The organism is Microbacterium sp. NPDC087592 (assembly GCF_044743585.1).
Taxonomy (GTDB): domain Bacteria; phylum Actinomycetota; class Actinomycetes; order Actinomycetales; family Microbacteriaceae; genus Microbacterium.
The window spans coordinates 2,299,122-2,316,750 of the sequence record NZ_JBIUWT010000001.1; the positions used below are offsets into that span (position 1 = coordinate 2,299,122).

Annotated in this window: 21 protein-coding genes; 5 read left to right on the forward strand and 16 right to left on the reverse strand. The window is 69.9% G+C overall.

What is annotated here, in order from left to right; all coding sequences use genetic code 11:
* Nucleotides 1–7 precede the first annotated feature (7 nt).
* The 4 genes from ACIOTO_RS10985 to ACIOTO_RS11000 are packed head-to-tail and all read right to left on the reverse strand — an operon-like array spanning nucleotide 8 to nucleotide 3,726.
* Complete coding sequence (locus ACIOTO_RS10985; RefSeq protein WP_400857828.1) at nucleotides 8–856, reverse strand: endo alpha-1,4 polygalactosaminidase; 849 nt, start codon at nucleotides 854–856, stop codon at nucleotides 8–10.
* Nucleotides 857–858: 2 nt separating this feature from the next.
* Nucleotides 859–2,256, reverse strand: coding sequence for an MFS transporter (locus tag ACIOTO_RS10990; RefSeq protein WP_105710535.1), 1,398 nt, complete (start codon nucleotides 2,254–2,256; stop codon nucleotides 859–861).
* A gap of 43 nt (nucleotides 2,257–2,299) precedes the next feature.
* Complete coding sequence (locus ACIOTO_RS10995; protein ID WP_400857829.1) at nucleotides 2,300–3,451, reverse strand: YbdK family carboxylate-amine ligase; 1,152 nt, start codon at nucleotides 3,449–3,451, stop codon at nucleotides 2,300–2,302.
* Nucleotides 3,452–3,459: 8 nt separating this feature from the next.
* Complete coding sequence (locus ACIOTO_RS11000; RefSeq protein ID WP_029261060.1) at nucleotides 3,460–3,726, reverse strand: Rho termination factor N-terminal domain-containing protein; 267 nt, start codon at nucleotides 3,724–3,726, stop codon at nucleotides 3,460–3,462.
* A 120-nt stretch (nucleotides 3,727–3,846) separates the two neighbouring features.
* Between ACIOTO_RS11000 and ACIOTO_RS11005 the strand changes: the two genes are divergently transcribed.
* Nucleotides 3,847–4,011: a hypothetical protein gene (locus tag ACIOTO_RS11005; protein ID WP_017201713.1), complete on the forward strand. Its 165-nt coding sequence runs from the start codon at nucleotides 3,847–3,849 to the stop codon at nucleotides 4,009–4,011.
* 78 nt (nucleotides 4,012–4,089) lie between these two features.
* Here ACIOTO_RS11005 and ACIOTO_RS11010 read toward each other — a convergent pair whose 3' ends face one another.
* Nucleotides 4,090–4,299, reverse strand: a complete 210-nt coding sequence (locus ACIOTO_RS11010; RefSeq protein ID WP_029261061.1) for a CsbD family protein — start codon at nucleotides 4,297–4,299, stop codon at nucleotides 4,090–4,092.
* 213 nt (nucleotides 4,300–4,512) lie between these two features.
* Between ACIOTO_RS11010 and ACIOTO_RS11015 the strand changes: the two genes are divergently transcribed.
* Complete coding sequence (locus ACIOTO_RS11015; protein ID WP_400857830.1) at nucleotides 4,513–4,890, forward strand: hypothetical protein; 378 nt, start codon at nucleotides 4,513–4,515, stop codon at nucleotides 4,888–4,890.
* Between the two features lie 40 nt (nucleotides 4,891–4,930).
* Here the strand turns inward: ACIOTO_RS11015 and ACIOTO_RS11020 are convergent, their stop codons facing one another.
* A complete protein-coding gene (locus ACIOTO_RS11020; RefSeq protein ID WP_400857831.1) occupies nucleotides 4,931–5,278 on the reverse strand; it encodes a hypothetical protein in 348 nt (115 codons plus the stop codon).
* A gap of 298 nt (nucleotides 5,279–5,576) precedes the next feature.
* Here ACIOTO_RS11020 and ACIOTO_RS11025 point away from each other — a divergent pair, with 298 nt between their 5' ends.
* Nucleotides 5,577–6,071, forward strand: coding sequence for an FBP domain-containing protein (locus tag ACIOTO_RS11025; RefSeq protein ID WP_400857832.1), 495 nt, complete (start codon nucleotides 5,577–5,579; stop codon nucleotides 6,069–6,071).
* On the opposite strand, the gene ACIOTO_RS11030 is transcribed toward ACIOTO_RS11025, so the two are convergent.
* From ACIOTO_RS11030 to ACIOTO_RS11055, 6 genes are all read right to left on the reverse strand, one after another.
* Nucleotides 6,068–6,907 (reverse strand): PaaX family transcriptional regulator C-terminal domain-containing protein, encoded by an 840-nt coding sequence (locus ACIOTO_RS11030; RefSeq protein ID WP_400857833.1) that lies wholly within the window; start codon nucleotides 6,905–6,907, stop codon nucleotides 6,068–6,070. The two genes, ACIOTO_RS11025 and ACIOTO_RS11030, sit on opposite strands and share 4 nt — an antisense overlap.
* Nucleotides 6,897–8,135, reverse strand: a complete 1,239-nt coding sequence (locus ACIOTO_RS11035; RefSeq protein ID WP_400857834.1) for a kynureninase — start codon at nucleotides 8,133–8,135, stop codon at nucleotides 6,897–6,899. The genes ACIOTO_RS11030 and ACIOTO_RS11035 overlap by 11 nt, the downstream gene beginning before the upstream one ends.
* A 2-nt stretch (nucleotides 8,136–8,137) precedes the next feature.
* A complete protein-coding gene (locus tag ACIOTO_RS11040; protein WP_400857835.1) occupies nucleotides 8,138–9,091 on the reverse strand; it encodes a hydrolase in 954 nt (317 codons plus the stop codon).
* Nucleotides 9,091–9,942 carry a tryptophan 2,3-dioxygenase gene (locus ACIOTO_RS11045; RefSeq protein ID WP_105710530.1) on the reverse strand — a complete coding sequence of 284 codons (852 nt, stop codon included), beginning with the start codon at nucleotides 9,940–9,942 and terminating at the stop codon, nucleotides 9,091–9,093. Before ACIOTO_RS11045 ends, ACIOTO_RS11040 begins: the two co-directional genes overlap by 1 nt.
* Before the next feature lie 70 nt (nucleotides 9,943–10,012).
* Entirely contained in the window at nucleotides 10,013–11,068 is a 1,056-nt protein-coding gene (locus ACIOTO_RS11050) for an alpha/beta hydrolase (RefSeq protein ID WP_400857836.1), read from the reverse strand.
* A 43-nt stretch (nucleotides 11,069–11,111) separates the two neighbouring features.
* Nucleotides 11,112–11,636, reverse strand: a complete 525-nt coding sequence (locus tag ACIOTO_RS11055; RefSeq protein ID WP_400857837.1) for a TetR/AcrR family transcriptional regulator — start codon at nucleotides 11,634–11,636, stop codon at nucleotides 11,112–11,114.
* A gap of 81 nt (nucleotides 11,637–11,717) precedes the next feature.
* Between ACIOTO_RS11055 and ACIOTO_RS11060 the strand changes: the two genes are divergently transcribed.
* The gene (locus tag ACIOTO_RS11060; protein WP_400857838.1) at nucleotides 11,718–12,428 is read left to right on the forward strand and encodes an MBL fold metallo-hydrolase; all 711 of its coding nucleotides are present in this window, start codon (nucleotides 11,718–11,720) and stop codon (nucleotides 12,426–12,428) included.
* 7 nt (nucleotides 12,429–12,435) lie between these two features.
* Here ACIOTO_RS11060 and ACIOTO_RS11065 read toward each other — a convergent pair whose 3' ends face one another.
* From ACIOTO_RS11065 to ACIOTO_RS11075, 3 genes are all read right to left on the reverse strand, one after another.
* The gene (locus ACIOTO_RS11065; RefSeq protein ID WP_400857840.1) at nucleotides 12,436–12,993 is read right to left on the reverse strand and encodes a cysteine hydrolase family protein; all 558 of its coding nucleotides are present in this window, start codon (nucleotides 12,991–12,993) and stop codon (nucleotides 12,436–12,438) included.
* Complete coding sequence (locus ACIOTO_RS11070) at nucleotides 12,990–14,432, reverse strand: purine-cytosine permease family protein (RefSeq protein WP_400857842.1); 1,443 nt, start codon at nucleotides 14,430–14,432, stop codon at nucleotides 12,990–12,992. The genes ACIOTO_RS11065 and ACIOTO_RS11070 overlap by 4 nt, the downstream gene beginning before the upstream one ends.
* A 65-nt stretch (nucleotides 14,433–14,497) precedes the next feature.
* On the reverse strand, nucleotides 14,498–15,781 hold the full coding sequence (locus ACIOTO_RS11075) for a M18 family aminopeptidase (RefSeq protein WP_400857843.1): 1,284 nt from the start codon (nucleotides 15,779–15,781) through the stop codon (nucleotides 14,498–14,500).
* A gap of 262 nt (nucleotides 15,782–16,043) precedes the next feature.
* Here ACIOTO_RS11075 and ACIOTO_RS11080 point away from each other — a divergent pair, with 262 nt between their 5' ends.
* Nucleotides 16,044–16,907, forward strand: a complete 864-nt coding sequence (locus ACIOTO_RS11080; RefSeq protein ID WP_029261075.1) for an EamA family transporter — start codon at nucleotides 16,044–16,046, stop codon at nucleotides 16,905–16,907.
* Here the strand turns inward: ACIOTO_RS11080 and ACIOTO_RS11085 are convergent, their stop codons facing one another.
* Nucleotides 16,908–17,564, reverse strand: coding sequence for a response regulator transcription factor (locus tag ACIOTO_RS11085; protein ID WP_029261076.1), 657 nt, complete (start codon nucleotides 17,562–17,564; stop codon nucleotides 16,908–16,910).
* Nucleotides 17,565–17,629: the final 65 nt, after the last annotated feature.

The window sequence follows — 17,629 nt, forward strand, 5'->3', positions numbered from 1 at the left end:
AGTCAGCCTAGCGACAGGTCTCGAACACGTAGTCGTCGTCGGTCGGGGTGACCAGGTCGCGGTCGCGGAGCACCATCGATGCCGGGGAGTCGTCGTCCGCACACATCTCGGCGAACGGGCGGGGCAGCTCGTCGGCGTACTCGATGTCGATGACGTGATCGCCGTAGACCGCGGTGTAGGCGCCGCACTCGGCGTAGACCGCGCACTCCTCGGTGACCGCGAAGTCGAACCCGGCCCGCTCGTGCAGCACGGCCGCATCCTCGGCCGTGTTCTTCTGCCCGGCCGCGAGGCCGGCCGTATGGGCCGCATCGACGAACAGTGTGGCCAGCGCCAGGTTGTCGTCGAACGAGAGCGCCCCGTCCGACCGGGTGTACGAGTCGAGGTTGTCGAACTCGACGGCGTCGAAGCCGTCATCCCCGCACCCCTCGATCCACGGGATCACCGTGGCGGCGATCCGGTCGCGGCGCTCGGCTGTCGACGTGTCGAGCAGTGCCTCGTCGGGCCAGTCCGGGTCGAAGACCACCTCGCCGTCACGCTGCAGCAGCAGGTCGCGGGGCCAGGAGTCGAGTTCGTCCGGTTGCGTCTGGAATCCGTTGACGTAGCAGATCGAGTACACGCCCTCGGCCGGCTCCGCGCTCCGGTCCCGGCCGATGATCCCGACCTCGGACGCCGGTTCGTACGCACCGCCGAGCTGGTAGTCGGGGGTCGCGCCGGACGGCGGAAGGCTGAACGACGCGGCGGGTGCCGACGATTCGCCGGACGCGGGGGGAGCGGCGGGCGCCGCGCATCCGCCGAGCGCCAGCACCAGCGTGGCAGCGGCGAGCGGCGTCCCGCCCCGGCGCGTCCTCGTGGGCACGGTCACTGCGGGGCGCCGGACGCGGCGACGTCGGCCGGTGCCGGTTCGGCCGGGTTGCGGCGGATGCCGATCCACGACACCACGCCGCCCACGACGAGCAACGCCGCCGTGACCCAGGCCGCATTGTGGAACCCGTCGAGGTCGAGCGTGCCGCCGACGATCGTCGAGAGCATCGCGACGACGAGCAGGCCGGCGACGCGGGAGATCGCGTTGTTCACCGCCGAGGCGATGCCGGAGTGGTTCTCATCGATCGCCCCGAGGATCGCCGCGGTCAGCGGCGCCACGGTGAGCGAGAGGCCGAGACCCATCACGATCATCGCGGGCAGCACCTGCCACCAGTAGTCGAAGTCGTCTGCGACGAGCAGCAGCATGAGTGCGCCGACCGCCATGATCAGCGGACCGATGGTCATGAAGATCCGTGGCCCCCACCGGCCGGCCCATTGTCCCGCGCGGGAGGAGATCAGGATCATCAGGATCGTCATCGGGAGGCTCGCGAGCCCGGCCGCCGTGGCGCTGAGACCCGCGCCCTGCTGCAGGTAGACGCCGACCACGAAGCCGTTGAGCGACAGCGCCGCGTACACGAAGAGGGTGGCGAGGTTGCCCCAGCCGAAGTCGCGCACCCGGAACAGCCACAGCGGCATGAGCGGCGAGGCCGAGTGCTGCTGACGCCACAGGAACAGGGCGAACAGGGCAGCGCCCACGACGGCGGGGATCCAGATCGCCGGCGACTGCCACCCCATGTTGGGCTGCTCGATCAGGGCGAACACCACGGCGCCGAGGCCGAGCGCGCACAGCGCACCGCTCCACCAGTCGACCTTGATGCCGCGCGGGTGCTCCGGCAGCTTCAGGCGGGCGAGCAGCAGCAGGGTGATGCCGATGGGGATCACATTGATGAGGAAGACGAAGCGCCAGGACAGGTAGTCGACGAACAGGCCGCCGAGCAGCGGGCCGACGAGCTGGGCTCCGGTCGTGAAGGCGGTCCACACACCGATCGCCCGGGACTGCACGTCGGCGCGCATGGTCGCGGTGATGAGCGCGAGCGAACTCGGCACCAGCAGCGCGCCGGCCGCACCCTGCGCGGCCCGGGCGATGATCAGCATGAGCGGATCGAAGGCCGCGGCCACCGCGATGGAGGCGATTCCGAACGCGATCAGGCCGATGCGCATCACCAGCACGCGGCCGTAGGCGTCGGACACCGATCCGGCGAGCAGGATCAGCGCGCTCAGCGTGATCAGGTATGCGTCGACCACCCACTGCTGGGTGGTGATGCCGCCGCCGAGTTCGCGGCTGATCGCGGGCAGAGCGACGTTCACGACGGTGCCGTCGAGGAACGTCACGAACGAGGCGAGCACGGCGATCGAGATGACGAGCCGCTGGAGCGGGGCGAAGGAAGAGGCCACAGGCCGACATTACTCCCGGCGGCGGACACCCGGGCGGCGGTGGTCAGGCTGCCGGCGTGGGCGCGGGCTCCTGTCGTTCCCCGTGCGGATCCGGTCGAGGCGCAGGGGGCGCCGGGTGGGGTGCCGGCGTTCCGGCGCGGAGGAGTCGCGCGAGCCCGGCCATCCCGTCCTGCTCGACGCTGCGGCGCTGCCGAGTGGCGCCGGTGCCGTCGGTACCTTCGGCGCGCAGGCGGGCGAGCCCGTCACTCACCCACTCCTCGTCGCCGAGTTCACGAAGCGCCGGGGCGATCACGGCCTGCATCCGTTCGGCGACGGTCCGCGCGTCGTCGATCTCCCCGGTCGTCGGGTCGATCACACGCGCGTCCATGCCGCGGCGAGCAGCGGTCCACAGCGACGCGTCGATCACATCTGCGCCGATCGCGGCGGGAGGCTGGTCGTCGGTCAGCACGATCGCCCGGCTGAGCAGTGCGGCGAGCACCGATTCCTCCGGAGTCAGCTGCGCATCGAAGACGCGCACCTCGACCGTCGGGTAGCGCTCCGAGATGCGCACCGCCCAGGAGAGCGACGCGGCATCGGCGATGGCCCGCAGATCGATGAGCCGCTGCACCCCCGCGCGGTAGTCGGCGAGATCGCGGAAGTGCGGCGGGCTCCACGAGCCGGGCAGACGACGGATCAGGATGCTGCGCCAGCTGGCGAAGGAGGTGTCGCGGCCCTCCACGAACGGGCTGTTCCCGGCGAGGGCCAGCAGCACGGGCAACCAACCGCGCACGCGGTCGAGTGCGCGCACCCGCTCCTCGTCGTCGAGCACCTCGACGTGCACGTGCAGGCCGTTGACCTCGTGATCGCGAGTGAGGTGACCGAGCTGCTCGGCGACCACGTCGTAGTGCGGAGACGGGGAGACGGCGGAGGAGCGCGTCGTGGCGAACGGTGTTCCCGACGAGGCCGCGATCGCCTGCTGCTCCTGCGCGTGCCACCCGATCAGCTCGCGCAGGTGTCGCAGCTGTGCCTCGGCATCCGCTCCGGTCGAGACGGGCTCGGTGAGGCACTCGATCTGCGAGGTCAGATACTCCTTCGTGACCTCGCCGCCGGTGCGGAGCCGCGTGATGCGCTCGCGCGTGCCGGCGGCCAGGGCCACGGGCACCAGCGAGTGCTCATCGAGGAAGAGGAACTCCTCCTCGATGCCGAAGCGGGTCATCCCCGGCCTCAGTGATTCCTGAGGGCGGAGATCAGCTCGGACTTCCGCTTTCCGCTGTAGCCGGTGAGTCCGAGCTCCTTCGCGCGTTTGCGCAGCTCCGGAACGGTCCAGTCGTCGTAGTCGCCGTGTTCTCCGCCACGGCGCCCGACGGTGCTGCGACCTTCCTTCGCGGCGGCGTTCGAGATGCGCGCCGCCTTCTCCTTGGACGCCCCGTCGTCCCTGAGCTCTTCGTACAGCTCGGGGTCCTTGAGCGAATTGTTCCGTCGTCCTGGCATTGGTTCATCCTTTCGCGCACTCGGAGGGTAGAAGTCAACCCCCTCGGGAAGATGGCTCCGGGGAGCTAGCGTGGGGTCACCGCAGGCGGGCGTTCGCGCCCCGAAAGAAGGGAAAGACCGATGAACATCCTCCTGATCATCGTCATCGTCGTCGCAGTGATCCTCGCGATCACCGGAGGACTGGTGCAGTCGCTCCAGTTCCTCCTGTGGGTCGGACTCGTCCTCCTCGCGATCGCTGTGATCGCCTGGTTGATCCGAGCGATCAGCGGCAGCCGCAAGGTCTGACCGAGGTCTGATCCCGAAGAGGTGGGGCCCGCCCGATGGCGGGCCCCACCTCTTTGCCGTTTCCGGGGGACTCTCGTCCTACTTCTTGTCGAACGCGTCGCGCACGCTGTCGCCGGTCTTCTCGGCGGCGTCCTTCACGTTCTGACCGGCCTGCTTGGTCGAGGCCTTGACCTGATCTGCCTGGCCCTCGGCCTCGAGACGCTCGTTGTCGGTGAGCTTGCCGACGCCCTCTTTGACCTTTCCTGCGGCCTTCTCGGCGGCGTTCTTGACGTCATCTGCAGCACTCATGTTCTGCTCCTCTCCTAGGGCGGATTCGATTGATCCCGACCTTTCCACGCGTGCGCGGAACGGGCCACGGGATTGACAATCCGGCCCGCTCATGTCAGCGTTCCGCCCCATCGACGCGGGGTCCCCGAGGGACTAGCCTGGCGCCAGGCGGGTGGTCCTGCCCGCGGACCTCGAAGGAAGCGGTGAGCGATGGACTCGATGATGATGGGCGCCATGTCGAAGAACATGGAGTCGATGCCCGACATGGGAATGATGGACATGTCCGTCATGCAGGCGTGCATGGATGCGTGTGCCGCGTGTGAGCAGGCGTGCACGGTGTGCTCGACGCAGATGATGGACTGTTCGCCTGCGTGCATGAACTGCGCAGACATGTGCAACACCATGATGCGTTCGATGATGCGGATGCAGGGCATGACCCCGGCCGCGATGATGGCCATGCTCAACGCGTGCATCGCGATGTGCCAGGTCTGCATGGACGAGTGCATGCGACATGCCGACGACAGCGACGTGTGCCGCATGTGCGCTCAGGCATGCCAGGCGTGCATGGATGCCTGCACGGCCATGAAGGACATGATGATGGCGAGCGCCTGAGGCGCGATCGCTCTCGACGCCCCGTCGGTGACGGGCCGCGTCAGACGGTGGCGACGTTGAACTGCGTGCGCCCCACGGCGAGCACGCCGTAGCGGGCATGCAGCGCGACCGGCGTGCCCGGGGCCGCTTCGAGTGCCGCGCCGGATCCGTTCCACAGCTCGTGGACCTCGCCGTCGAGCGTGCGCACGACGAGGTCGCCGGCGATGGCATCCGTCGTCACGACCAGGGCGTCGACCCACTCGGCGGGTGTCGCCGAGGCGATGCGCGCCTGGATCAGGTGCAGCGCGTGGCCGGGTGCGAACGAGGAGCACCGGTCGCCGTGGCTGCACATGCACGCTGCACGCTCACGCACCGGGAGGGGCGAAAGGCGGTTCAGCGGCGTGGACACGGTGGTCTCCTTCAGGATCGACGTTCCGGAAAGACTAGGTCGGCTTCCGGGTCGGAGCCAGGCGGGCCGACACGGAGTGAAACAAACGGGTGTAGTCTCTCGGGGTGCTGTCGTCGATGAGCGCCCCTCGGGCGCAGAGCGGAGCTGCAGGCGCCTTCCGCGCCGCAGGCAGAGGCTGAAGACCGGCCGGAGGCGGAACCCCCGTCCCCGGTGCTGCGTCGTACCCCGGCATCCGTCCGGGGATCCTCACCCCGATCGACTCGCCCTCCGGGGCGACCACTCCGAAAGCACTTCTCTCATGCGTCCCATCGACGAGCGCGGCATCCGCGCCTCCTTCCTCAACGCCTCCCGCAAGGAGGTCTCCGACCTGACCCTCCCGCCCGGCTTCGCCGAGATCGACTTCGATCGGCTCGACTTCCTCGGCTGGGTGGATCCGAAGATGCCCCGCCGCGCGTACGTCGTCACGTGGGTCGACGACGCCCCGGTCGGCGTGTTCCTGCAGCGTGCCGAGCAGCGCGTGATCGCCCGGGCGCAGTGCTCCTGGTGCGAAGACGTCACGCTCCGCAACGACGTGCAGTTGTTCGTGGCGCGCAAGGCCGGTGCCGCCGGACGCAAGGGTGATTCGATCGGCGTGCTCACGTGCGCCGAGTTCGGCTGCAACCGCAACGTGCGCATCCTCCCGCCGCTGGCCTACCAGGGTTTCGACCGCGAGCTCGCGCGCGATCTGCGCATCCTGCGTCTGCAGGAGCACGTCGCCGGCTTCCTCGCCGAGGTGGCGGGGCCGAGGTCCTAGACGGCGCGTGCGCGTCCGGTCGTTCGGGCGCGCACGTGCGCGCGGGCGGGAGCGGCCAGCGCGGCGGAGAGCCGCGCGAACTCCTCGAAGCTGCGTCGCCCCGGCCAGTCGGCCGGCAGCATCGACGGCGGAAGCCCGGGGTCGGTGTACGGCAGCACCCGCCAGCGGTCGATCAGCTGCACGTAGGCGGCGAACGGCTCGGACGGCAACGCGGCGAGCTGAGCCTGGAAGGCGAGGTGCTCGGCGCGCAGGGCCGCGAGGTCCCACCACTGCGCGGCAGCTTCCTCGAGCGTGCCGGCCGGCGCGGGGGCGGACGCCTGGAACAGGGTCGCCCAGCTCCGGGCGCCGAGCTCTTCCAGGATCTGCTCCACCTCCTCCTGGAGATGCCCCGGACAGATCCACAGCGCGGGGGAGACGACGCCGGCGCCGATCCACTGCAGGCGGCGGCGCAGCTGGTGGCGGATGCTGCGTGCGCTCTCGGGAATCGAGAACGTGATCAGGCACCAGGGGTCGGCATCCGTCATCTCGCGCATCTCGAAGATGCGGCGGTCTCCGCGCTCGAGCATCCCGACGGCGGCCGGGTTGAGGCGATAGCCGATCCCGGCGTTGCGCTCCGCGAGCAGGAGCCCTTTCTGTTTCAGGCGGGTGATGCCGGTGCGAGCGGGGCCCGCCTCGATCCCGAGGTCGCCCGCGAGCGCGACGAGGTCGGCCGCCGAGATCCAGCCGCCGAGCGGGCGCAGGAACACTCCGACGAGTGTCCGCAGCAGCGAGGCGGTACTGCCGGGGCGTGCATCGATGTCGTCGAGCACGGGCGCGGCGGCGAGGTCAGAAGTCACCGGACTCCAGGGCATCGCGCACGGCCAGGATCCCGGTGATCGTCTCGGCGTGCGAGGTGCTCAGCGGGGAGAGCCCGAGGCGGATGCCGTCGGGGAAGCGGAAGTCGGGGATGATGCCGTCGGCCCACAGCCGTCGTGTCACGTCACGGAAGTCCGGGTGGCCGATCGTCACGTGGCCGCCCCGGAGATCGGCGTCGCGCGGGCTCAGCAGCCGCACGCCGAGAGGTGCGAGCACCTCGTCGTACGCGCGCACCGCGAGGTCGGTCAGCGACTGCGACTTCGCCCGGACACCGGCGATCGTGGACTGCTCGATGAGGTCGAGCATCCCCTGCATCGCGAGCATCGACGTGACCGGCGGGGTGCCGCTCAGCAGCTGACGGATGTCTCCCGACGGCACGTACTCCGGGCCCATGGCGAAGATGTCGGCGGCGCTCCACCAGCCCTGGATCGGCTGACGCAGCACGCCCTGCAGTCCGCGGCGCAGGTAGGCGAACGCGGGGGAGCCCGGTCCGCCGTTGAGGTACTTGTAGGTGCACCCGACGGCCATGTCGACGCCCCACTCGTCGAGCTGCATCGGGATCACCCCGGCCGAATGGCAGAGGTCCCACATCATGAGCGCGCCCGCGTCGTGCGCCGCCGCCGTGATGCCGGGCATGTCCGCCAGGGCACCGGAGCGGTAGTCGACGTGGCTCAGCGAGACCAGGGCGGTGCGTTCCGACACGACGGCCTCGACGTCGGCGACGGTCACCCCGTGCACGGGATCGGGTTCGAGCCAGCGCAGGGTCATGCCCGTCTCGGCGGCGACGCCCTCGGCGAGGAATCGGTCGGTGGGGAAGTTGCCGGCCTCGATCACGAGCTCGGTGCGGTCAGGGTCGGCGGCCGCGGCGGCGCGCATGAGCTTGTAGATCAGCACGCTCGTCGAGTCGGCCACGACGGTCTGTCCGGCGGCTGCGCCGAGCGCGACCTGACCGATGCGGTCGCCGAGCTCCATCGGCAGTGCCATCCACTGCTCGTCCCACGAGCGGATGAGCCGGGTGCCCCAGTCCTCGCGCACGAAGGCGGCGAGCTTCTCCGGGATGTCGCGCAGCGGCCGGCCGAGCGAGTTGCCGTCGAGGTAGGCCGTGACGCCCGGAGCCTCGGCGAACGCGTCGAGGTGGGCGCGCAGCGGATCGGCGGCGTCGAGGGCACGGGCGGCGTCGAGCAGGTCGGTATCGCGGGAGTCGGTCATCGTCACACCTTCAGGTCGGCGGGGGTGAGGGGGCGGGCATCGAGCGGGTCGGCGGCCGCGGGGGTGCCTCCGGGGAGGAACAGGAGGGGCGAGGCGGGGTCGAGCAGGTCCACCGGGGAGAGAGCACGCAGGAGAGCCGCGTCGTCGAGCCCGGCCTCGCGGAGGGCGGTGATCTCGCGCGGGTTCAGGTCGACCGGCATCGGCCCGTTGCCCAGATCTGTGCCGTAGAGCACGGTGCCACCCGCCGCGTGGAAACGGCGGACGTTGTCGATGGCGATCTCGCGCTCGGGGTCGTCGTGGATCGCGAGGGTCGAGATCCAGGAGGCGCTCGCTGCCTGCCGCTCGATCACGGAATCGTCGAGGCGTTCGGTGAAGGGCGCGTGCGCGAGTCGGGCGGCGCCGAGACCGACGACCCGCTCCGCTTCGCCTGCGCCCTCGGCATGTGCGACGACGAGGAGCCCGCCGTCGGCGGCGAGCCCGACGATGGTGCGCAGGAGCTCGTCCGAGAACACCGGCCCGGCGGTGCCGTTGCTGGTGACCTTGATGCACGAGGCTCCAGCCGCGGCCATCTCGGTCACGGCCGCGGCGGCGGCATCCGCATCGGCGATCTCCCGCACCGACCCCTCCGGCGCCCAGGAGCGGTCCGACGGATAACCGCCCGGCGCGGTCAGGAAGGCGCCGCCGAACTCGATGCGGACCTGGTGAACAGCGAGCCGCCGAACAACGTCCGGATTTCCGCCGAGATCGACCACCCGGCCGAGGCGCGAGCCCGCCAGCTGGGAGTGATCCACGAGCTGCAGGTGCACGTGATGGTCGGTGAATCCGCCGACGACGACACCGTCGAGGCGGGGGAGTCCGGCGGTCGCAACCGCATCCTGCAGCCGCACGCGCCCGTCGACGAGCTCGACGACGCCCTCGCGCCAGCCGATCCCGTCGAAGAACGTGGCGGCGGGCATCAGCGGCCGATCTCGGTGCGCACGGTGTAGAGCTCGGGGAAGAAGGTCAGATCGAGGGCGCGCTGCAGGAAGCCGACGCCGCTGGAGCCGCCGGTGCCGACCTTCATGCCGATCGTGCGGGCGACCGTCTTGAGGTGCCGGAACCGCCAGAACTGGAAGTTGTCCTCGAGGTCGACGAGGTCCTCGCACGCCTCGTACAGGTCCCAGTACCGGCTCGGGTCCTGGTAGATCTCGCGGATCGCGGGTACGAGCTCCGGCGTCTCACGGTAGGGCTCGCGCACATCGCGGTCGAGGATCTCGGTCGGGACGGGCAGTCCGCGGCGCGCGGCGAAGCGCAGGAACTCGTCGTACAGCGTGGGCTTCTCCCACTCGGCGGTGAGCAGCGCGAGGTTGGCCGGGTGGTCGGCGAAGACGCTCAGCATCTTCTCGTTCTTGTTGCCGAGGGCGAACTCCACCGCGCGGTACTGCACGGACTGGAAGCCCGAGGAGTTGCCGAGCGCCCCGCGGAACTGCGCGTACTCGGTGGGCGTCAGGGTGGCGAGCACCGACCACTGCTGCGTCATCACATCCTGGATGCGCTTGACGCGGGCGATGCGCTTGAGGGCTTCGCGCAGGTCGTCTCGGGCCAGCAGCTCGCGGGCGGAGGAGAGTTCGTGCAGCAGCTGCTTGAGCCAGAGCTCGGTGGTCTGGTGCTGGATGATGAACAGCATCTCGTCGTGGTGCTGCGGGTCGCTCACCGGATGCTGCGCGGTGAGCAGCTGGTCCAGCGCCAGGTACGACCCGTAGGTCATCCGCCCGGAAAGGTCGGTGACGATCCCGGATTCGAGGGCGCGTTCGTTCTCGGTGTGCATGCGCCGAACATATCACTTCTGAGTCGATCGTCACAGAAGTGAAATGTCTGCGCGGTCCGCAGTGAGACCGTCAGCGTGTGGTGTTCGCGTCCAGGAAGTCGATCGTCTTCTGCAGAGCGGTCCGCGCATCCGGCAGGTCGAGGTGGAACTGGTACTCGTGCGGGAGCCGCGGCTCGTGCGGTGCGGGCCAGAACTGTGTCGTCACGTCGACCCCGAGCTCATCCAGGCGCTTCGCCATCGGGATCGACTGCAGCCAGGTGAGCCCATCGCCGTTGCCGCCGGAGATGTAGGTCGTCGGGAAGTCCTCGGTGACCCAGTCGATGGTCGACATCGTGGCGCCGGTCGAGTCCTCTGCCCAGGTCTTCGTGCCCGAGTAAGCCCACATGGCCGATTTGAACCCCCAGCCGGCGATGCCGTCGAGCTGGGCGAGAGCCGACAGGTCGTAGACGCCGCAGTTGAGCACGGTCGCGACGAGTTGGTCCGGCGCGAGCGATGGGGTGATGCCCATGATCTCGGCGTAGTCCGGGCTGGTGATGAGCGTCGCCATCTGGCTGGCGAGCTGGCCTCCCGCGGAGTCGCCCGCGAGGATGAGCTGGTCGGGGTCGACGCCGAGCTCCTCGGCATGCTCGTCGATGTAGGCCAGGGCTGCGTCGAGTTGGTGCACGGCGAGCGGGTACACGCCTTCCGGGCCGATCGTGTAGTTCACGGCGATGGTCGTGTACCCCTCGGCGGCGAGGATGCGCATGTACGGGTCGACGTTCTCCTTCGTGCCCGAGATCCAGGCGCCGCCGTGGATCCAGACGACCGTCGGCAGGGGGCCGTCGGCGGATGCCGGGCGGAAGACATCCATCGTGGTGTCCGCCCCGTCGTCTCCGTAGGCGACATCGGTCTGCACCGCGAGCTTCGTGTCGGGGACGTGCTTGTCCATCTCGGCGGCGGTGTCATCGCCGCCCTGGGTGAACACGGAGCGGATGACCATGGCTGACGGCCAGGGCGTGATCGTTCCGATGATCGCGACCACGGCGACCGTGGCGAGGATGATGCCGAGGGCGATCTTCGTCCGATGCCACGGCTTGCGGGCCTTCGCCGGGCGTGCGGGTTCTTCGGTGTGCGCGTCGATGCTCATGGACCCCTCCACCGATCAGTGTGCCAGTAGTCCGGGGCCGGGGTCAGTCGGCCAGCCCGGCGAGGAGTCGACGCAGGCCGTAGTCGAACGCGCGGTCGACGTCACCCCCGAGGCGGAAGGCTCCGGAGAGTTCCATCTGCAGGAACCCCGTCGCCCAGGCGGTGAAGAGACGGGCGGCATCGAGTGCGTCGTCCTCGCCGACCAGCGCAGCTGTCGCACGGATCAGCGGCGCGGCCGAGCGATCGAGTGCATCGTGGGGCGCAGCGACGGTGAACATGAGCCGGAAGCCCTCCGGATGCGCGTGGGCGAACGCCCGATAGGCGTGGGCGAGGGCGGTGAGGTCGTCGCCCACGGCCTCGAGTCGAGCCGTGAGCGCCTCGATGGAGGCGGTCGCCACCGCGGCGAGAAGCGCGTCCCGGTCCCGGACCCGCTTGTACAGCGATGGGGCGCGCACGCCCACGCGCTCGGCAACGGCCTGCATCGTCAGTCCCGCGGGGCCGGCGATCTCGAGGATCTCGCGGCCCGCGGCGACGATCTCCTCGACGGATGTGCGTTCGGGTGTCGGCATCGCGTCCTCCTGCATGGCTATTGACAATAGCCATGATAGCTACGTAACGTAGCCATCGCAAACGCTCCGAGAGGATCCGCCATGAAGCTCGCCCCCCACCTGCACCGCATCGGCAACGACATCGTCGCCGCGTACCTCGTCGACCTGCCCGAGGGCATCACCCTGATCGACGCGGGCCTCCCCGGGCACTGGCACGACCTTCAGCGCGAGCTCGACGACATCGGTCGTCCGCTCACGGACATCCGCGGTCTGGTCCTGACCCACGGCGACAGCGACCACATCGGCTTCGCCGAGCGGCTCCGTCAGGAGGTGGGCGTCCCGGTGTTCATCCACGCGGCCGACAGTCACCGGGTGCGCACGGGGGAGAAGCCGAAGACGCCGATGGGGCCCGCCAAATTCGGTCCCACGCTGGGCTTCTTCGCCTACGGAATCCGCAAGAATGCGCTGCGCACGCACCACGTCGCCGAGGTGGTCGAGGTGGCCGACGGCGACGTGCTCGACCTCCCGGGCGCTCCGGTCGTGATCGGAATGCCCGGTCACTCTCCCGGCAGCATCGCGGTGCACGTCCCGGCCGTGGATGCCGTGTTCGTCGGCGATGCCCTGACCACGCGGCACGTGCTGACCGGGCGGACCGGTGCGCAGCCCGCGCCGTTCACGGACGAGCCCGCCGAGGCTCTCGCCTCGCTCGACCGGCTCGGCTCCCTCTCCGCGTCCTGGGTGTTGCCGGGGCATGGAGCCCCTTGGCACGGCTCGCCCGCCGACATCGCCGCCGCGGTCCGCGCCTCGGCCTGACGACGTATCAGGCGAGGATGGTCGCCGTGTCGCTGATCGTGATCTGCGGGGGATAGAGCCCCAAGACCTGCAGGGCGGCCGCATGGTTCTCGGCCGTCGACCCGGCGCAGGCATCCGCCGCGATCGTCAGGTGCGTGCCCGCGTCGGCCGCGGCCAGCGCCGTCGAGATCACGCAGCAGTCGGTGGAGACGCCGGCCAGCACGACGTGAGCGCCGTGGCCGACGACCGCCTCGATCTCGGGGCCCCACTTGCCGAATGTGGGCAGGTCGATGGTCGGATGCGGTGACAGCCCGGCCGCCTCGGGGACGAGCTGGAACAGCGGATCGCCCGGCGGCTGGTCGGCGAAGGGCCAGGCGGCGAAGTAGTCGCCCCACGAGGTGGACCGGTCGGCGGTCGGCATCCACCGGGTCACCAGCACCCGGTCGCCGAATGCCGCGGCCAGAGCGCGGATGCGCGGCAGCGCCTCGGCGAAGAACGGCGAGCCCCAGGCGGAGTCCGCAGAGGCGAAGATCGCCTGCGGATCGATCACGACGAGCCAGGCGTCGTCGGGTGCCCGAGCGGTCACGCGTCCTCCTGGCGCCGGATCTTCCCGGCCCTGGCGAAGTACGTCACCAGGAACGACAGCACCAGCGCGAAGAACACTCCGAGGTTCGCGTACGCCCAGGCGCCGTCGGGCCCGCCGACGAGGAACAGCAGGTAGCCCTGCCAGTTGTTCCACGGCGCATCCTCGGCGAAGCCGTTGAGCACCAGCCCCCAGCCGATCGCGCTCGTCACGACCATGGTGCCGATCGAGGTCCAGTCCCACGCTCCGTACCGGCCGCGGCTGTCGAACAGCGCCTCTTCGTCGTAGTCCTTCTTCCGGCGCAGGATGTCGGCGATCAAGATGCCCGCCCACGAGGCGAGCGGCACGCCGAGCGTGATCAGGAAGCTCTGGAACGGGCCCAGGAAGTCGGTCGCGAAGAACACCACGTAGATGGTGCCGATCGTGAGGATGACGCCGTCGATCGCGGCGGCAGAGGGGCGAGGGATTCGGATGCCGAGGCTCAGCAGGGTCAGCCCGGACGAGTAGATGCCGAGCACCGCACCGGAGACGAGGGCGAGCACGGCCGTGAGGAGGAAGGGCACGAGCACCCACACCGGCAGGATCGAGGCGAGGGCGCCGATCGGGTCGGCGGCGATCGCGTCCATGAGGTCGTCGTTCGACCCCCCGAGCAGGAGACCGAACACCACCAGGATCACCGGGGCCACCGATCCGCCGATCGTGTTCCAGGCGACGATCGCTCCGTCGGATGCTGTGCGCTTCTGGTACCTCGACCAGTCGGCGGCGATGTTGATCCAGCCGAGCCCGAACCCGGTCATCACCATGACCAGCGCGCCGACCACCTGGCCGATGCCGCCGTCGGGGCGGGCGAGCACGGCTGCGAGGTCGATCTGCGGCGCCGCGAGGATGATGTACAGCACCGTCACGATGCCGGTGACCCAGGTGAGCACCGACTGCAGCTTCATGATCGTGTGATAACCGAGCACGGATGCCGTCACGATGAGGGCGGCGACGATCACGGTCGCGATGATCTTCAGCGCGATGCTGTCGCCGTCGCCGCCGAGCTGCGTGATCACGGTGGCGGTCGCGAGCACGGCCATGATCGCGAGGAACGTCTCCCACCCGATCGAGGTCAGCCACGAGACGATGCCCGGTACCTTCTGTCCGTGCACGCCGAACGCCGCACGCGAGAGCACCATGGTCGGCGCCGATCCGCGCTTGCCGGCGATCGCGATGAGCCCGCAGAGCAGGAAAGACACCACGATGCCGATGACCGAGACGAGCGTCGCCTGCCAGAACGAGATGCCGAAGCCCAGGACGAATGAGCCGTACGACATGCCGAACACCGACACGTTCGCCGCGAACCAGGGCCAGAAGAGGTCGCGCGGCTTCGCGGTCCGCTCGGATTCGGGGATGATCTCGATGCCCGCGCGCTCGATCAGGGCCGGCTTGATGTCCGTCATGGTCACATCCTGGCACTGCCGGGAGGCGGTCGGGCGGAGTTCTCGAGCCAGATCCTGCCCGCGGGTCAGCCCGCGAAGAACGACTGCGCGGTGCGCGTGAGGTCGTGCAGGTCCGAGACCCCGGCGAGCTCACGCGCGGAGTGCATCGAGAGGATCGGGATGCCGACGTCGACCGTGCGGATGCCGAGCCGTGTCGCGGTGATCGGGCCGATCGTCGATCCGCAGGGCACGCCGTTGTTCGACACGAACTCCTGGCCGGCCACACCGGCGCGCTCGCACCAGGCCGACCAGGATGCCGCGCCGACGGCATCCGTCGCGTACCGCTGGTTCGCGTTGATCTTCAGGATCGGACCGGAGCCGAGCACCGGCTGCACCACCGGGTCGTGCTTGGCCGCGTAGTTCGGGTGCACCGAGTGGCCGACGTCGCTCGACAGGCACCACGACGAGGCGTACGCCTGCCGACGTTCGGAGTCATCCGCCCCGAGCCCGGCGTACAGGCGCTCGAGCACGTCTTCGAGGAACGGGCCGGCCGCGCCTGAGCGCGACGCCGAGCCGAGCTCCTCGTGATCGAAGGCGGCGAGCACGGCGATCGGCCCACCGGCCGCCGGTTCGTGCGCGGCGAGTGCGACCACACCGGCATGCACCGAGGCGAGGTCGTCGAGGCGGCCGGAGGCGAAGAACGCGCTGTCCTTGCCGAAGACGGCTCCCCGCGCGGTGTCGGCGACCACGACGTCGTAGCCGCGGATGTCGGCGGCCGACACATCGGCGGATGCGGCGAGCTCGGCGAGGATGTCCGCCTCGCTCGGGTCGCCGAGTCCCCACACCGGCTGCGTCTCGGTCTGCTTGTCGAGCGCGAGCCCGTTGTTGACGCCCCGGTCGAGGTGGATCGCGAGCTGGGGGAGGCGCAAAAGCGGCCCGGTGTCGGCGAGCACCACGCGGCCGTCCGCCAGCGCCAGGCGTCCGGCGAGGCGCAGCTCGCGGTCGAGCCAGGAGTTCAGCAGCGGGCCGCCGTAGACCTCGACGGCGGCCTGCAACCACCCGCGCGAACCCGTCGTCGGCTGCGGCTTGAGCTTGAAGCCGGGGGAGTCGGTGTGCGCACCGAAGATCTGCACGGGAGTCGTCGCGGTGGCATCCGCCGGCACGACCCAGGCGATCGTGGCACCGTCGCGCACGACCACGTAGCGTCCACCCGCCTGGACGGGCCAGGCCTCCTCCTCGCGGAGCGGCGTGAAGCCGGCGTCTTCCAGCCGTCGAGCGACCTCCGCCGCCGCGTGATAGCTCGAGGGGGAGGCGGCGACGAAGTCGGCGAGGTCCTCGGCGTGGGCGAGTGCGACCGGGGTGACGGGCATGGCGGGCCTTCCTGGAGACGAGCGGTCCTTCGAGCGTAGCCGGGGTGATGCGCGGGTCCGCTTCCTGCCACGGGCTGTCGTTTCCCGGCCGTTCATCCCGGAGGGTTAGGCTCGTCTCGATAGCGCCTAGGGTTCCGGGGTCCACACCCGTCTGGTCCGAGCGGCGCCACGGTCCTCCTCCGTAGGAGGGCCGTCATCTGACAGGACAAAAGCCCGGAGGACCCTGTTCGTCGCGCCGTGCGCCGGACGGAAGGGTCTCGTCGTGTCTCCTCTCGCGTTCGTCCTCGTCTTCGGGGCGGCCATCGCCCATGCCGCGTGGAACATCATCGCCCACGGCGTCAGCAGAGCGGGGTCGCCGTTCCTCTGGTGGGGCGCGGTCGGCAGCACGCTCGTCTGGATCGGCGTCGTGCCGTTCACGGGCGGTTTGGGAACGGATGACCTCGGCTCCTTCGCGCTCGGCGTGACCGTCTCGGCCGTGCTGCACGTGGCCTACATGACGGTGCTGCAGCGCGGCTACCGCGAGGGCAACCTCTCCACCGTGTACGCGACGGCACGGGGCACCGGGCCGTTCCTCTCGGTGATCGTCGCGGTGCTGCTGCTCGGGGAGCGGCCCTCCATCGTGGCGCTGATCGGGGTGGCGGCCGTGATCGTCGGCGTCGTGGCGATCGGCCTGGTCGATCGGGGGACCGGCGCTGGCTCGCGGCGCATCGATCCCGGCATCCTGTTCGGCCTGCTCACCGGGGTCGCGATCGCCGTCTATACGATCTGGGACGCGCACGCGGTGCGGACCTGGAGCCTTTCGCCCGTCGCGTTCATGGTCGGAACGAGCCTGCTGCAGGTGCCGTTCTACTCATTCGCGGTGCGCCGTCGATGGGATGCCGTCTGGGCGCTCGGGCGCGCGCAGTGGCGGCGGATCCTCGTCTTCGGCATCCTGTCGCCGCTGTCGTACATCCTCGTGCTGACCGCGATCCAGATCGCTCCGGTGGCGCTGGTGGCGCCGCTGCGCGAGGTAAGCGTCGTGCTGGTGAGCCTGTTCGGGGTGTTCGCGCTGCGGGAGTCGCGTCCGGGCTGGCGGATCGCGGCTTCGCTCGTCGTGGTCGCGGGGATCGTCCTCCTCGCGGTCTGATCAGCGGAAGCTGACGAGCCCGGCGTGCGCGGCGGTGACCAGGATCTGCACGCGGTCGCGCAGGTGCCACTTCGACATCATGCGTCCGAGGTGCGCCTTCACCGTGCCCTCGGAGACGATCAGCGCCTTCGCGATCTCGGCGTTGGACATGCCCTTCGCGAGGCAGTTCAGCACCTCGGTCTCGCGATCGGTGAGAGGTTCGAGGGCGTCGGCGTCCGCGGCGACGGGGGTGGAGTCGCGCACGTGCTTGATCAGCATCGACGCGATCCGCGGAGACAGCGAGCTCGCGCCGCTGTGCACCTCGCGCACACCCGTGACGATCTCTTCGGCGCTCGAGTCCTTGAGGAGGTATCCGGAGGCGCCGGCGCTGAGCATGGGGAGCACCGTGTCGCTGCCGTCTAGCGTGGTGACCGCGAGCACGCGGACGTGCGGCCAGCGTTCGGCGATCACTCCGGTGGCTTCGATGCCGTCCATCTCGGGCATCTGGACGTCCATCATCACGACGTCGGGCTGCTCGCGTTCGACCGTGGCGATCGCTTCCACGCCGTCCTCCGCCTGGGCGATCACGGTGATCTCGGGGTCGCGGGAGACGAAGTGCGACAGCGCCGAGCGGACCAGGGGATCGTCATCGACGATCACGACACGGATTTCCTGCATGGGGGAAGCCTAACGGCGCGGGCGACAGGTGATGACGGTGTAGACCTTTGGCTAAAAACCTCTAG

Coding starts and splice junctions, on each gene's coding strand:
- ACIOTO_RS11000 (WP_029261060.1), bottom strand. CDS start 3,726: ATGCCAGGACGACGGAACAATTCGCTCAAGGACCCCGAGCTGTACGAA.
- ACIOTO_RS11025 (WP_400857832.1), top strand. CDS start 5,577: ATGCGTCCCATCGACGAGCGCGGCATCCGCGCCTCCTTCCTCAACGCC.
- ACIOTO_RS10995 (WP_400857829.1), bottom strand. CDS start 3,451: ATGACCCGCTTCGGCATCGAGGAGGAGTTCCTCTTCCTCGATGAGCAC.
- ACIOTO_RS11060 (WP_400857838.1), top strand. CDS start 11,718: ATGAAGCTCGCCCCCCACCTGCACCGCATCGGCAACGACATCGTCGCC.
- ACIOTO_RS11055 (WP_400857837.1), bottom strand. CDS start 11,636: ATGCCGACACCCGAACGCACATCCGTCGAGGAGATCGTCGCCGCGGGC.
- ACIOTO_RS11045 (WP_105710530.1), bottom strand. CDS start 9,942: ATGCACACCGAGAACGAACGCGCCCTCGAATCCGGGATCGTCACCGAC.
- ACIOTO_RS11010 (WP_029261061.1), bottom strand. CDS start 4,299: ATGAGTGCTGCAGATGACGTCAAGAACGCCGCCGAGAAGGCCGCAGGA.
- ACIOTO_RS11075 (WP_400857843.1), bottom strand. CDS start 15,781: ATGCCCGTCACCCCGGTCGCACTCGCCCACGCCGAGGACCTCGCCGAC.
- ACIOTO_RS11050 (WP_400857836.1), bottom strand. CDS start 11,068: ATGAGCATCGACGCGCACACCGAAGAACCCGCACGCCCGGCGAAGGCC.
- ACIOTO_RS11005 (WP_017201713.1), top strand. CDS start 3,847: ATGAACATCCTCCTGATCATCGTCATCGTCGTCGCAGTGATCCTCGCG.
- ACIOTO_RS11015 (WP_400857830.1), top strand. CDS start 4,513: ATGTCGAAGAACATGGAGTCGATGCCCGACATGGGAATGATGGACATG.
- ACIOTO_RS11035 (WP_400857834.1), bottom strand. CDS start 8,135: ATGACCGACTCCCGCGATACCGACCTGCTCGACGCCGCCCGTGCCCTC.
- ACIOTO_RS11085 (WP_029261076.1), bottom strand. CDS start 17,564: ATGCAGGAAATCCGTGTCGTGATCGTCGATGACGATCCCCTGGTCCGC.
- ACIOTO_RS11040 (WP_400857835.1), bottom strand. CDS start 9,091: ATGCCCGCCGCCACGTTCTTCGACGGGATCGGCTGGCGCGAGGGCGTC.
- ACIOTO_RS11070 (WP_400857842.1), bottom strand. CDS start 14,432: ATGACGGACATCAAGCCGGCCCTGATCGAGCGCGCGGGCATCGAGATC.